14 protein-coding genes are annotated in these 12,658 nt (G+C 55.9%); 4 read left to right on the forward strand and 10 right to left on the reverse strand.

Going from position 1 to position 12,658, the window contains the following annotated elements; translation table 11 throughout:
- Positions 1–69: 69 nt before the first annotated feature.
- Positions 70–657, reverse strand: a complete 588-nt coding sequence (locus tag HU772_RS19590) for a TetR/AcrR family transcriptional regulator (protein ID WP_186658417.1) — start codon at positions 655–657, stop codon at positions 70–72.
- A 122-nt stretch (positions 658–779) separates the two neighbouring features.
- Here HU772_RS19590 and HU772_RS19595 point away from each other — a divergent pair, with 122 nt between their 5' ends.
- The gene (locus HU772_RS19595) at positions 780–1,979 is read left to right on the forward strand and encodes an MFS transporter (RefSeq protein ID WP_186658415.1); all 1,200 of its coding nucleotides are present in this window, start codon (positions 780–782) and stop codon (positions 1,977–1,979) included.
- 208 nt (positions 1,980–2,187) lie between these two features.
- On the opposite strand, the gene HU772_RS19600 is transcribed toward HU772_RS19595, so the two are convergent.
- The 9 genes from HU772_RS19600 to HU772_RS19640 all read right to left on the reverse strand — a co-directional run bounded on the left by HU772_RS19600 (position 2,188) and on the right by HU772_RS19640 (position 10,552).
- A complete protein-coding gene (locus HU772_RS19600; RefSeq protein WP_186658412.1) occupies positions 2,188–3,936 on the reverse strand; it encodes an ATP-binding protein in 1,749 nt (582 codons plus the stop codon).
- Complete coding sequence (locus HU772_RS19605; protein ID WP_186658410.1) at positions 3,933–4,970, reverse strand: SIR2 family protein; 1,038 nt, start codon at positions 4,968–4,970, stop codon at positions 3,933–3,935. The genes HU772_RS19600 and HU772_RS19605 overlap by 4 nt, the downstream gene beginning before the upstream one ends.
- Positions 4,971–5,238: 268 nt before the next feature.
- Entirely contained in the window at positions 5,239–5,805 is a 567-nt protein-coding gene (locus HU772_RS19610) for a hypothetical protein (RefSeq protein ID WP_186658408.1), read from the reverse strand.
- Between the two features lie 5 nt (positions 5,806–5,810).
- Positions 5,811–6,029 (reverse strand): hypothetical protein, encoded by a 219-nt coding sequence (locus HU772_RS19615; RefSeq protein WP_186658406.1) that lies wholly within the window; start codon positions 6,027–6,029, stop codon positions 5,811–5,813.
- A gap of 14 nt (positions 6,030–6,043) precedes the next feature.
- A complete protein-coding gene (locus tag HU772_RS19620) occupies positions 6,044–6,604 on the reverse strand; it encodes a mobilome CxxCx(11)CxxC protein (protein WP_186658404.1) in 561 nt (186 codons plus the stop codon).
- Positions 6,604–7,566: a BsuBI/PstI family type II restriction endonuclease gene (locus tag HU772_RS19625; protein WP_186658402.1), complete on the reverse strand. Its 963-nt coding sequence runs from the start codon at positions 7,564–7,566 to the stop codon at positions 6,604–6,606. Before HU772_RS19625 ends, HU772_RS19620 begins: the two co-directional genes overlap by 1 nt.
- A complete protein-coding gene (locus HU772_RS19630) occupies positions 7,563–9,032 on the reverse strand; it encodes an Eco57I restriction-modification methylase domain-containing protein (protein WP_186658400.1) in 1,470 nt (489 codons plus the stop codon). Before HU772_RS19630 ends, HU772_RS19625 begins: the two co-directional genes overlap by 4 nt.
- A gap of 13 nt (positions 9,033–9,045) precedes the next feature.
- Entirely contained in the window at positions 9,046–9,615 is a 570-nt protein-coding gene (locus HU772_RS19635) for a recombinase family protein (protein ID WP_186658396.1), read from the reverse strand.
- Between the two features lie 565 nt (positions 9,616–10,180).
- Positions 10,181–10,552, reverse strand: coding sequence for a plasmid mobilization protein (locus HU772_RS19640; protein ID WP_225923061.1), 372 nt, complete (start codon positions 10,550–10,552; stop codon positions 10,181–10,183).
- A 518-nt stretch (positions 10,553–11,070) separates the two neighbouring features.
- Between HU772_RS19640 and HU772_RS19645 the strand changes: the two genes are divergently transcribed.
- The 3 genes from HU772_RS19645 to trbJ all read left to right on the forward strand — a co-directional run bounded on the left by HU772_RS19645 (position 11,071) and on the right by trbJ (position 12,512).
- A complete protein-coding gene (locus tag HU772_RS19645) occupies positions 11,071–11,268 on the forward strand; it encodes a TraC family protein (protein WP_437182450.1) in 198 nt (65 codons plus the stop codon).
- Positions 11,234–11,458, forward strand: coding sequence for a hypothetical protein (locus HU772_RS19650; protein WP_186658394.1), 225 nt, complete (start codon positions 11,234–11,236; stop codon positions 11,456–11,458). The genes HU772_RS19645 and HU772_RS19650 overlap by 35 nt, the downstream gene beginning before the upstream one ends.
- 265 nt (positions 11,459–11,723) lie before the next feature.
- Positions 11,724–12,512 carry a P-type conjugative transfer protein TrbJ gene (gene trbJ, locus HU772_RS19655; protein ID WP_186658391.1) on the forward strand — a complete coding sequence of 263 codons (789 nt, stop codon included), beginning with the start codon at positions 11,724–11,726 and terminating at the stop codon, positions 12,510–12,512.
- The last annotated feature ends 146 nt before the right edge of the window (positions 12,513–12,658 follow it).

Consider the following 12,658-nt stretch of genomic DNA (forward strand, 5'->3'; position numbering starts at 1 on the left):
AGGGCGAATACGATACACCTGCATTTGCGAAAGATTAAGTGAACAATCGTATCGAGGCAGCAGGTCGACTCATTTGCTGGCCAGCAAGCCGCGCAACAGCAGGTCCAGTGCCTCCAGGCTCTGCGCCAGGCGCGCATCCCCAACCTCCCCTTGGGCAATCCACACCGCTGCTTCGGCCAGGCTGCCGTAGATCAGCGCCGCCAGGGCCCGCGGCTCGGCCTGGACCATCACGCCCTCCTCGACCAGGCGCTGGACCAGTCGCTGCATGGTCCCCAGGCAGTGTTGGTGCGACGCTTGGGACGCGCCGCCGAGCACCGCGCGGGCATCGCGCAGCACGATGCGTTGGATATCCGGCTCCAGTGCCATCTCCAGGTAGGCCCGGCAACGACGGCGGAAACCGTCCCAGGCATCGCTCGCGGTGTCGGTGATGCTGTTCAGGCGCACGTCCACTTCGCCATCGATCTGCTCCACCACGGCGGCCAGCAAGCCTTGCTTGTCGCCGAAATGGTGATACAGCGCGCCGCGGGTCAACCCCGCGCGGGCGGTCAGGTCGTCCATCGAAGTGCCGACATAGCCATGCTCACTGAATACCTGGCGCGCCGTGGACAGCAGCGTGGCACGGGTTTCTTCCATCTCGGCGCGGGTGCGTCGGACCATCCTGCCTCTCCTTTACCTACGGATTGCATGATTGCTTACATTCAAAGCGTATGTATATGATCTATTCATACGCGCTGCACGTATTCTCCCCAAGCCCCCTCACCGTGACAAGGGACTGAATCATGAGCACCTCCACGCTTGCCCCAATCGCCACCCCACGCCACCCCTGGCTCGCGGTCGGCGCGACCGGCCTGGCCACCTTCTCGGTAGTGACCACGGAAATGCTGCCCGTGGGGCTGCTGACCCCGATCGCCAACGCCTTGGGCACCAGCACCGGTTCCGTCGGCCTGACCCTGACCTTGCCCTCGCTGCTGGCGGCCCTGTTCGCGCCAGTGGTGGTGGTGGCCGCCGGTGGCATGGACCGACGGCGGATCCTGTGCGGCCTGCTGGTTCTGCTGGTGCTCGCCAACCTCGCCTCGGCGCTGGCGCCGGGCATCAGCTGGCTGTTGGCGGCGCGGGTGTTGGTCGGCTTCTGCATCGGCGGCATCTGGGCGATAGCCGGCGGCCTGGCCACGCGCCTGGCCCCCGAGCACGCCATCGGCCTGGCCACGGCAATCATTTTCGGCGGCGTGGCCGCCGCCTCGGTGCTGGGCGTCCCGCTCGGCGCGCTGATCGGCGAACTGGCCGGCTGGCGCTGGGCGTTCGCGGCCATGGCGGTGCTCGGCCTATTGGCGTTGATGCTGCTGATTGCCTTGTTGCCCCCACTGCCCGTCACCAGCGCCATCACACCCGGCGATTTTTTCGCGCAATCCGGCAACCGCGCCCTGCAAGCGGGGCTGTTGTTGACCCTGCTACTGGTGGCCGGGCATTTCATGGCATTCACCTTCGTGCGTCCGCTCTTGCTGTCGCTGTCCGGCTTCGACGGGCCATGGATCGGCGCCTTGCTGTTCGCCTACGGGATCGCCGGCCTGCTCGGCAACTTTCTGGTCGGCCTGATGGCGGCCAAACGGCTGGGCATGACCCTGGCGCTGATCGCGCTGGGGTTGCTGCTGGTACCCCTGGTCTTCCTCGGCATTGGCAACGCGCCTGTCGGTGGCGGTATCGCCTTGCTGGCCTGGGGCCTGGCCTATGGCGGGGTATCGGTGGGCCTGATGACCTGGATGATCAAGGCAGCGCCGGCCGCCGTGGAAGTGGCCACGGCCCTGTTCATTGCCCTGTTCAATGTCGGCATTGCCCTGGGCTCATGGGCCGGGGGCCAGATCGTCGACCACTATGCGCTGCAGCACTTGCTGTGGCTCACGGCGACGGTCTTCGCCGCGGCGCTGCTGCTGACCCTGACCCAGGGGGCACGTCAGGCCAGCAGGGTCGGCGACTGCTGCTGACAAAAAGCAAAAGCCCGCCAATAGGCGGGCTTTTGCGGTTATCGAGTGCCGACCGTGGCCGACTGCTCGATCATTCCCACTCTATTATCAACTGACGACGTAAACACCTTTAAACAAGATCTTTAAAGCCACCACCATTGGTCAATACCATTATAAGTGCCATGCTTCGCACTCCATTGATCTGGCGGTGCGTGGGTAGGGTATAGCTCTAGCTACCCGCCCGCGACTGGCTGCGCAGAGACTCGACTGCGGCCTCAAGCAGCTTCTCATCGGGCATGAGGGTGCCCCACTCCCTCCAGAAGTCTCGTGTCGCGCTATCAGGCTTCACTCGAGGTTTGTCCAGTTTGATTCGCGTGGGGAGAAGTACAGCATCACCCAGTAGGAGAGCTTCGCCCGTGTCGAGCAGAGGAAGCATAGCCGTCAAGCCAACTAGAGAATCTGGCATTAGCCTCTTGATGACATTCTGATCGCTGTCGTTCGTCAGTCTGAGGGCTAGGAAATTATTGCATTGAGAGAGGATCGTTCGGCTGACATCCGATGGCCTCTGGCTCACCACAAGTAAGGAGAACCCATACTTTCGCCCTTCCTTTGCTATGCGCTCAAATGACCATAGGGCCTGTCGTTGGACGGCGTCAGCGTCATCCTTAACTGGCAGATAGAGGTGAGCCTCATCGCAAAGCAATGTGATCGGCGTGCGAGCATCCGAGGTCATCCAAAACTGGACGTCGTAAAGCAAACGGGCCAGTGTCCCAGTGACGACAGGAAGCACATCAGCCGGTACCTCGGAGAAATCAATGATCTTAATCCCATTATTTGAATCAGCGCGAAGAAGCTTTACGATCTGCTTTGCTAGCCATCCGTAATCCAACGACTCTCGTGGTGGCGAGAACATAAAGCCATATCGACGATCCTCTAGCTTTGCCTCCAGTCGGGAAATGAAACGCGTGAGCTTATCTTCCCATTCACCTTTAACGGCGTTACCCGTTGCCCCAATCCCTTTCTTGGTATTGTCGACCTTCAATCGAGCAACCAAGTCGGATACTGCGTAAGGGATTGGGGAGTCGACTGTGAATGTCTCTTTAACTTTCGCCTTGCCCGAAGCATCCAGGGTCATTCCCTTCAGTTCACGCACGTGCCGGGTAAAGCGAGAGGCTTGGTTGGGAGCGTTCTGATCACTGCGGTCCAAGACCATCGACAGCATCTCGTCACGGTTAAGCAGCCAGTATGGAAGAAACAACGCATCATCCGTAGGCGCAGCTAAGTCGCTAGGTCCCGCGATCCGAAACCGTTGCGCAAACCCGCCTTTGCTTTCGTCCGCGAGCGGTTGGTATTCGCCATGCATGTCGAAAACCACTATGTTGGGAAACTTGAGTTTGGCTGCCCTCTCAAGGATGAGCGCAACTGCCCAACTCTTGCCGGACCCGGTACTGCCGAGGATCGCAGCATGTCGTTGAAAAAATTTGTCACCGCTAGCGATCGCTTCAGCGCTTCGGTCGGCGACGAAAGTACCTAGCTTTAAGCGCTCGTCGTCCGAGAGGTCTGCACCCAAAATGCCCATGAAGCGTTGTAAGTTAGCTCCTTCGATGACGAAGCACTCCCGATCAATCTGAGGGAAGCTATCTGCTCCGCGCTTAAAAGTGTTTGATTTGTCACCATCAATCGTCCGATACGTACCGATAACAAAAGCCTGCATGTGATCAGCAGGCGAGACCGTCAGCGTTCCAAAATCACCATCTGCTGGGTCGGGAAGCTCCTCACGGAGTGAACGTGTAACCCGATCAGCCATCGCGATCAGGAACTCAGCCTGTGTCACCCCCCTAATCGCAATGAGCTGCCCAATACCAACACGTGTCAGCATTTCGGAGTTGTTGACGTCAATGGCTACACGGCTGGTGTCAACACCGGCGACGCGTCCAATTTGATCATTATCTGTAAAGTCAAGCGCTGCACCAGTCATGCGGATAGAACTCCTTTCACGAATCCGTCTAGGTCCCAATAATCGACATCGGGATAAAAATTTTCTGCGCCGTCGATGATGAAACGGGTGCCAAGAATGCCACCCTCCTGGTGAAACTCTGCCGCGATCACGTTTTTGTGCCCGATGGCCAACTCCCGCGCCTTAGGAGAAAGCCAATAGGTCAAGATTACGGTCTTCACACCTGACTTGATCCGCGGGGTCAGATGCGTTTCTAAATGATCGTCATTGAAGCCGTAACCGAGAATCAGAAAATAGCGAGCCTTGTCGATAGCATCGTTGGCTTTTTCACGGTGCTTATCGAACGGGCTCTCGTAACCGCTCCTGAATTTGTTTAGCCCCGGCGTGATGATGAGTCGAGGAAGCGGCAGTGATCCTGCGTAGCGTACCGGATTGCCTTCACGGTGATACCAGTCAAGACTACCGTGCGGTTTGTAGACGTTTGCCTTTGGCGCGAATTTGTACCGTACATTCTTACCGACTAGTTTGACGCTACGGCAGAAGCCCCAGTAGCTATCTTGAGGATCAAGCCGCGCAGCAAAATGGCCAGAGAACATCGTGTCAACACCTAGCCCAGCCTCTTCGCAGGCAAGCTCAACAAGACGGTCATAGTTCGTCGTCACGATTGATATCCCTGTATCCGGTTTCAACAGATGGGGGATAAGCCTGGTTAGACGAAGGGTCTTTGCGTTGCAGAACACCTCGGAAATAATCCCCGTTTCGGCAGAAGCAATAAAATCGCCCGTGCTTTGCACGATAGCCGCCTCAAGGGATGGCGTTGGAGCATGTTTTAGCAACGCAGCTTCCAGCCCCTCAGTTTCAATGAGCGGATAGATCTCTTGCCAAAGGTTGTTATCGTCCGCGGAGAGGCTCGCTGGAATATGCGTGACAAGATGCCGTCCAAGCGGCCCCATCCCCGGCACACCCTCCGCGCATGACAGTCCGGAACCAACGACCAGAACGAGACCATCACCAAGCTGTTTCTGCAGCTGCTTCTTTAACGCACTCAGTTCCATGTGCCCCTACCAATGTGAACGCGCCGAGTCTCCACGAAAGGTAGCATGGCCCGCGTCCACTCGACAGATTATTACTCTGACACCGAGGAAGCGCCCTGGCACGCAAGCCTCAAAGCATGACTCTGGGAATGGTGAAGCTACTCAGGCACGGTACTCATAGAAAAAATTCGCCAGACGTGTAGTCAGGGGAGTCACTACATACCGTCCAGTCCAAGAAACTCATCCAAATTTCAGCGGCCGCTTCCCGCAGGTCTGGCCTTGCACTCTCCTATGTGACTTGAGCGATCCAGTCCTTTGGGGGATTCAGCTTCGATATTTCGATGTTGTAAATCTCGTGTCCCCTCCGAATTTGGTAGTTAGGATGTACCCATTCACCAGCCGAGTAGTAGCGTGACTCCTCCAAAAAACGCTCGCGGCCTATGCCTCCCAGCAACCACATGCGGCGCTCGGCAATTTCGTATGTCATGAAGAAGTAATGGTCGATTGGCTCTTCCGCATGACGGGCGGTGATTTGAGCGGTGTAGTCGTTGCGGGGCGGGACCTTACGCTTCACGGTTTTGACGCCGACTCGGATATTCAGACCCGTTACAAAGTCAGGTTGACCAGCGGCATCGTCCAATATCCACCTAAAGCTTTGGATGCCCTCGTGCTTGAACCAAGAGTTGAAAACCATCTCGCCCAAGTCACCCACCCAACGCTCATCAGTGGCGACTTCGGTGTAGATGTTCCCATACTGGCGATCACGCTCTGCCCGCATCTGCTTGGCCCGCACTTCATGCTCTGGCGCTATTAAGACAGAAATCCACCCTTGCGGGTGGACTTGGCTATTCGTCATCCCCATTATTTCCCGCAGTACGGGCATTCGCCACCGAGAGGTCCGAAGTTCATTGTTGTTGACTTCGCAAACCAGTGGGATTCATTAAGAGACTCAAGACTAATCTCTTTCTTCTTCCTTTCATCTGCATTTTGATATTCATTTATAAGCTTGACTGCCTCTTCTCGTTCCTCTGGCGTCAACGACACCCAGACAGACAAAACCCGTTTTGCTTTCTCACTCATCTACCTTCCCCTTTTTAAAAATCGCCACAAGTGGCACAAGAACTTCCCTTAACGGACATCGAAATAGGCTGAACGCCACAAGTCGCACACTTGCGGCGATACTGAATGAGGCTTGCCCTCATCATCCGCCTTTTTTCTTTTGCAGTGACATCCTGCTTCTTGTCGATTTCCTCTTGAACTCGGTCACGTTCAAGAAGAGCACTGAATTTTTCTTCCGCATCAGCACCCTTGTACCGCGCCAAATCCTCCCAGCCGTTTTTAAGTTCGCTATTAGCTTTGCAGGCATTCTCTGAAGCGGCAAGGCGTTCTTCCCACCGAAAAACCAGTGACCACAAAGTTATAACAAACAGCGGAATACTCAATAGTCCGCTGATAGTCACAATGACAGGCAGCAGCTTTGCATTTGCCGCAGCCATTGCTATCCCCCCAACACTCACGGGAACCGCCAACGATAGGAAACTAAGTATCCGAAGCCCGAACCGCAGTGACCGTGAACGCGACTCGAAGATATATGCTGTTCCATAGGCATATATCTCCTTCTCAGCGCATCGCTTGATGAACTCAGAATCCCCCATTATTTGCCCTCTTCCTCATACGGGCCAAGGAAGCGCACACCGTTGAAGTGGATCAAGTGTGACGGCGCATCGGCTACCCAAACCTCCGTCTCCCATGCGATTTCTCCAAGGTAGCGGCCCATAATAGTGCGGTTCGGGAAGGCGGTCACATAGACCAACCCGGCATTGGAGCCGGCGAAGAGCTTGGCTAGTTCGGAGTGGCGCTTGCCATCGACCGGCCCATGACTAGTGACGGACTCGACCAGCAGCAGCCAATTCTTCTCCACGAAGTGCAAGACCACATCGGGCATCTTGCCGTGCGAGTCCACGGCCACGCCCAGTTCGGCGAGCAGTGCGGCGTCGAAGTAGCCCCACTTGTCGCCGGTATCGCCGGCGTAGACGAGCAAGCTACCCGGCGCAAAGCGGGGTGCAAAGTCCTCGACGATGGCTCGGATCAGTTCGCTGTGTTCGCCTGGGCTGAGAGTGATTTCCTTCCCCGGCGCGATCTCAACCGGGATGCGGTTATGCTCGCGCTCCATAGCGTATTTAGCAATTAGTGTTTCACGCTCGGCCAGGTAGGCAGTGAGATTATCGTGCCACTGTTCGCTACCGAAGCTGCGCAGCAGCTTGAGAGCTGAGGGCTCGACCTGATAGACCGCCCTCGGGCTGTTCACCGGGCGGTCTGGCTTGTCCGGGTTGTATAGAGCCACACCAGCGTCGCAGAACTGATGCATAGTCTGTCGACGGAAAGCCTCGCGAGAGTTAGGAGCGTACTCCTTGCCGTAATGCTCTCGCGCCCAATCCATGATAGGGGTGATGCCTACCAGCGGATTCTCTGCCTCCGCCCACGACCTACCGGGTGTGAGGTTCAGCAGGGCTAGCAGTGACAGGGCGGAGCGCTCGCTCTGCTGCGCTCGCGGCAGCCCCAGAGAAATGATGATCTGGTGTGCGGCCTCGATGTATTCGTGCTTTTTGTCCGTCATGCGGTCAGCTTCCCTAGCTGTTCGTCCATCATTTCCTGCGTAATTTCGTTGTGCTGCTTCGCCCACTGCCCAAGCTTGATTAGCGCCTCACGGCTGGGGTACTTCATCAGTTTGAGGTCGGTTGCGTTGACCTGCGTATGTCCATTGAAGCGGCGGAAGCTCTCATCCACGGCGGTGGTGTTCAAAAACACGGCCAGCCCTCGGGTCAGCAGCTCCGGCAAGCCGCGTTTGTTCTCGTGGAAGAGATTCATGTGGTTTTCAAACCCCAGCACGGTGTGGTCGCCAAAGGCCGCAGGATCAACCACGCTGGCCACCACCCGGCGCTTCTCTTCCTTCGATGAGAACCGTCGTACCACGCAGTAAAAACCGTTCGGATAAAGCCACTTTTCCGTCTCGGCGTTGCGCAAGATCGCGTTCGGCTTCTTCAAGCCCGGCACCGGCCAAACCGTCCCAGTAATGCTCAGGTGTCCAGGGTAGATCAGCGGCACAGCGCCTTCTTCGGGCATCTCGCGCAGTTGCTCTTTCAAGCGGAAGTCCACCACAGGCCCGGTCGATACCTTGATGCCAAGATCGGCAAGGGAGTAGCGCACCCCGCGCAGTAGCTCAATGGTGCTTTTTTCGGTGGTAGTGGGCACATGGATGAACCGCTCTGGGTCATCCGGGAACACGATACGGTCGAACGGGTGTTCATTCGTGGCAAGGTCGGTGAAGCCGTCATCGGTCGATGTGGTGACCGTCACTGGTCCCTGCTGCCCGCCTCGTTCAAGGCGGATGATGACATTCTCTTGAAGCACTTCATCGTCTTTGAACGCCTTGTTGCGCGACTCGAAGAGGTGCATGTGGCGGATGGCCGCACGCTCAAGAATGAAGTCACGGAACGGGCGGTAGTACGGCCCATTGCAAAAGCTGCGCGGGATGATCGCGACGATCTGGCCGCCCGGTGCGGCCTGTGCTACAGCGAGCGCAACGAAGGCCGAATACAGGTTCACCGTCTCAATACCGACAGAGCGCAGGGCCAGGCGGTGGGCTGAATTGCTGTTGATCTTCTTGTAGGGCGGATTGAGGATTGCGTGGGTATAGCCTTGGGCCTGCGGATCCTCTGCGGTTGCTAGTTCGATGTAGTCCCCAGCGATGACTTCGGCCTTGACCTTGCTGTAAGCCGTCAAATGCTGTTTGAGGTGCCCCCGCAACTTGTCGTCCACCTCGTAGGCCGTCGCCTCTACCTCCGTGAAGTCGAAGCCACCGGCCACCCAGCGGTCAAGGAAGGCGCAAGAAAGTGCACCTACGCCCGCGCCCGCATCCAGCAAGCGGCAGGTCTGCATGGTGCTAGGGGGGAACATGCCCGCCATGAAGCGGGCTACGCTCGAGGGCGTCATGAACTGGCCCAGCTCAGACTTATGCTTCTGGGCGGTGCGGGGGGCAACCTCACGGCGCACGCTGTCTGCCGTGTCAAGTTGTTGGAGCATTCCGTCTCGACCTCTATTGGCGCGGCGCGATGACGCCGACGTGTTTGTAAAGTGTGGTGCGGGACACGCCATAACGGCGGGCCACGTCAGCCACTTGAATGTCTGGGTCGCGCAAAAGCGCCTTGATTTCCCGCACCTGCTGTTCGTCCAGCTTCGGCTTACGGCCACCAGCCCGGCCACGTGCGCGAGCGGCAGCCAGACCGGCCTGTGTGCGCTCGCGGATCAAATTCCGCTCGAACTCGGACAGGGCGGCGAACACATGTAAAACCAGTCTACCCGCTGCGTTGTCCGTCTCGATCTTCTCGGTCAAGCTCTCGAAGCCAACGCCGTGCTGTTCCAGCTCGGCCACGATTCGCACCAAGTCCGGCAGACTGCGCCCGAGCCGGTCCAGTCGCCAAACCACAAGCGTGTCGCCCTCTCGCAGCGCCTTGCGGCACTGCTCAAGCTCCGGTCGAGCCGTCGATTTCCCGCTGGCCGCTTCCTCATAGATGACGCTGCAACCCGCTTTCGTTAGTGCGTCCCGTTGCAAGTCAAGGTGCTGGTCATCTGTCGAAACGCGGGCGTACCCTATGCGTTGTTTCATTGACAGTACCCAAACATAGAAAAAATGACGGCAATCTTAACAGCTTGGGAAGAGTTGGGGGTAGGACAAACCGGCGATCCTGCGGACCGTTCAGAAAACGACCGTTTTGTGAACACCCAGCCCCCCTCTAGGCTCACGCTACGAACTGCAAGCGCACCGAGGCCGCTCGAGGAAGCAGCAAAAAGTTTGGAATGAGCGTCTGTAAAAAAATAAGGGGATGGTGCACAGCCACTATTCGTGCCTGCTCTGGTCGTGCGCTCCAACCGCGAGGGCTAGCTGTCGCAACAAAATATCCAGCTCTGCTGGGTCGCCCTCGCGTATTACATCAGCGAGCAATTCAGCTGCATATGAAGGGTCTGCTCTTAGCTGCTCGGACATCGCCTCGTCGTGCAATCGATCCCTCATTCGGTCCTGCCCTCTCGCGTCAAAACACATGGACTAAAGCAACCCAGCACACATTGAGCAAGGCAGGATGGCATCGAGCCTAGGAGTCAAACGGAAGGCAGCAAATTGGCCATCAATTTTTATAGGCTCCATATCCCAAGAACCGATCAGAACTGAGAGTTCATTTGTGAGTCTTGACAATATCTCCCATCTTCATTCCGATGGCCACCTGTAACCTCCTAAACTCCATCATCACACCTTCTACGTCAATCGCGCTCGCGCCTTCTCCACGCTTCTCGGCAAGCCAGAGTTTTAGCAAACCAGCAACCCGCCCGAGGTCGCCACTCACCTTAGCCAAGTCACCCACGGCGGTCAGGTCAACGACCGACCGAATAGGCGTGTTCATGCCTATGGCGCGAAGGTAGCCCGAACGAGACATGCCGGCTTCTTTGGCCTTATCAGTAATCGCCGCCTTTTCCTCGTCAGTAACCCAAACTTCAATTGGCTTGCCGCGTCGGCGAATCGTCGTTTTCTCTTTAGCGCTGCTTGTCATAGGCGCTCCATTTCTAGCGGTATTTTTGCCTTTAGACGCGGCAGCGACTGTACGCCTCGCAGAGCACGATGCCGTTGAGCCGCAGGCGAATAAGGGGCGGTGTTGGATGGGTTCGGGCTTTGCCCGTACCCGTACAACACACATCTTGCCGTCCAGCCAAGTGCAATTCAAGGCTACTTCACACTTTAGCTACGCAACCTTCCTAAACAATTTCCTTAAATTTATCTGATTATCCTAAAGTTGCCTTGAGCTGCATTAACCTCCTCCAGAGTTGCCTTAAATTTCCTTAAATTGCGCTCAAGTGCTTTCGATTTCCTTCAATTGCACTGATTTTATTATCTGAGGGCTCCATAGCGCACGCGTTGCCCTGCGAAAGGAGAATCCCATATGATCATCATTCAGGCACCGCTAGAATTTTATGTACCGCGTCAAAATCAGAGCATTAGACCGACACCAAAAGGAGAGTCCAATTGGCAAGAAAGACCCTTTCAGAACGTAGGAGCGATGCGCTTTCCGAATTGGAAACAGCTAAAGCTCGTCTTGCAAAACTCGACAACGAGACTGCTGACAGAATCGGAAGAATTGCAATAAAATCAGGATTGGTTAATCTTGAACTTACGGATGATCAAGTCCGAAAGGAATTTGACAGAATCGTCGAAAAGATTAGTAAGGGAATTGACCATGAAGACAGCTCATCGCATCAACGAATTAGCTAATCAACTCAACGAGCTGCAAGCTTGTCTAGGCCGGCCCAGCAGGCGCACTAGAGAAAAGATTGTGGCAGCTCAACGCCTTGCGGCCGAGCTGGCTTTTCTAGTTGAAGAATGGCAGCTCGAAACACTGCGTATTCCTGAAGCAGAGCGTGGCATGTATCGCACACCAAACCCCTACTGTGCACTCCACTGACGGCTTGGTTATCACCAAAAAGCCCACTTCGGTGGGCTTTTTTTCCTAAACTTCACACTAAGTCAGACGGCCACATGAACGCCCCACCCGACTGAAATCCTCAATAAAATCAATTTTCTGCGCCCGAAAACCGTTTTGATTTCGGGACACTTCCGGGACTCAATCCATTGATTTGTATGCGGATAGAAACTTATCCGCATATTCATAAACTGACCATATAGGTGAATAATTGAGCGTCGGATGATGGCAAAACGAGGAATTCAAGATGAAACCAGAACCGGGGAAATTATCGGCGTACACCGCCAGAGATCTTAGGCGAAGCGTGAGGCTTATCGTAGCGAGCTTATGCATTGGTTCGAGTCTCTACATAGCACCAAGCCCGGCTTATGCCATCTACTGCTCAAACTGCTCAACGTTTTACCAGCAAATGTTCGAATACGCCGAACAGGTAAATACTGCTTTGAACACTGCTGAGCAACTCCAAACCCAAATCCAGCAGTACCAAAATATGCTCACTCAGGGCTCGGGCTTACCCAACTCTATGTTTGGTAGCATCGCCGCCGACCTGAGAAGCGTGCTGAACATCTATCAGCGTTCACAAGCACTCGGCCGTCTTATTCAGAACATGGACGCGCAGTTCAACACAGCCTATCCCGCTTTCGAAGACTATCTAGCTCAAGCTGCTATCTCTGGAGAGGCGCAGACGCGGGATCGTTATGAAAGGTGGTCTGAACAAGGTCGAGACAACGTTAGAAGCGCTTTGGGTGCAGCAAATATAAACACCAGCACTTTTGAATCGGAAGATGCCCAACTCGAACGCATGATGGCTCGTTCACATAATGCCGCTGGAAGGATGCAGGCGATTCAGGCGGGCAACGAAATCGCATCGCAGAACGTGCAGCAACTGCAAAAGCTACGCGATCTCGTTGCCACGCAAATCAACATGCAGGGCAACTACCTGGCTCAGGAAGGGGACCGGAAGGCAGCTAGCGAAGCTGCCGAACAGCAGTTTGAAGCGCGCAAAAGCACACGCGGCGGCGTGAAGGGATACTGAAATGACTATTTCAAGATGGCTCATCGTATTGATGTGCGCCGGGTCCGCAATGGCCGGTGCCATTTTCACCGTAGTCGTTCATAGCGACAGCGCATGTACTGCGATGACCGAGCAACAACGGCAACAGCATGACGCTGATGCCTCAT

The sequence above is a fragment of the Pseudomonas xantholysinigenes genome (assembly GCF_014268885.2).
GTDB lineage: Bacteria > Pseudomonadota > Gammaproteobacteria > Pseudomonadales > Pseudomonadaceae > Aquipseudomonas > Aquipseudomonas xantholysinigenes.

What these genes read in the sequence shown, in the direction of transcription:
- HU772_RS19590 (WP_186658417.1), bottom strand. Translation starts at nt 657, where the DNA reads ATGGTCCGACGCACCCGCGCCGAGATGGAAGAAACCCGTGCCACGCTG.
- HU772_RS19595 (WP_186658415.1), top strand. Translation starts at nt 780, where the DNA reads ATGAGCACCTCCACGCTTGCCCCAATCGCCACCCCACGCCACCCCTGG.
- HU772_RS19600 (WP_186658412.1), bottom strand. Translation starts at nt 3,936, where the DNA reads ATGACTGGTGCAGCGCTTGACTTTACAGATAATGATCAAATTGGACGC.
- HU772_RS19605 (WP_186658410.1), bottom strand. Translation starts at nt 4,970, where the DNA reads ATGGAACTGAGTGCGTTAAAGAAGCAGCTGCAGAAACAGCTTGGTGAT.
- HU772_RS19610 (WP_186658408.1), bottom strand. Translation starts at nt 5,805, where the DNA reads ATGACGAATAGCCAAGTCCACCCGCAAGGGTGGATTTCTGTCTTAATA.
- HU772_RS19615 (WP_186658406.1), bottom strand. Translation starts at nt 6,029, where the DNA reads ATGAGTGAGAAAGCAAAACGGGTTTTGTCTGTCTGGGTGTCGTTGACG.
- HU772_RS19620 (WP_186658404.1), bottom strand. Translation starts at nt 6,604, where the DNA reads ATGGGGGATTCTGAGTTCATCAAGCGATGCGCTGAGAAGGAGATATAT.
- HU772_RS19625 (WP_186658402.1), bottom strand. Translation starts at nt 7,566, where the DNA reads ATGACGGACAAAAAGCACGAATACATCGAGGCCGCACACCAGATCATC.
- HU772_RS19630 (WP_186658400.1), bottom strand. Translation starts at nt 9,032, where the DNA reads ATGCTCCAACAACTTGACACGGCAGACAGCGTGCGCCGTGAGGTTGCC.
- HU772_RS19635 (WP_186658396.1), bottom strand. Translation starts at nt 9,615, where the DNA reads ATGAAACAACGCATAGGGTACGCCCGCGTTTCGACAGATGACCAGCAC.
- HU772_RS19640 (WP_225923061.1), bottom strand. Translation starts at nt 10,552, where the DNA reads ATGACAAGCAGCGCTAAAGAGAAAACGACGATTCGCCGACGCGGCAAG.
- HU772_RS19650 (WP_186658394.1), top strand. Translation starts at nt 11,234, where the DNA reads ATGAAGACAGCTCATCGCATCAACGAATTAGCTAATCAACTCAACGAG.
- trbJ (WP_186658391.1), top strand. Translation starts at nt 11,724, where the DNA reads ATGAAACCAGAACCGGGGAAATTATCGGCGTACACCGCCAGAGATCTT.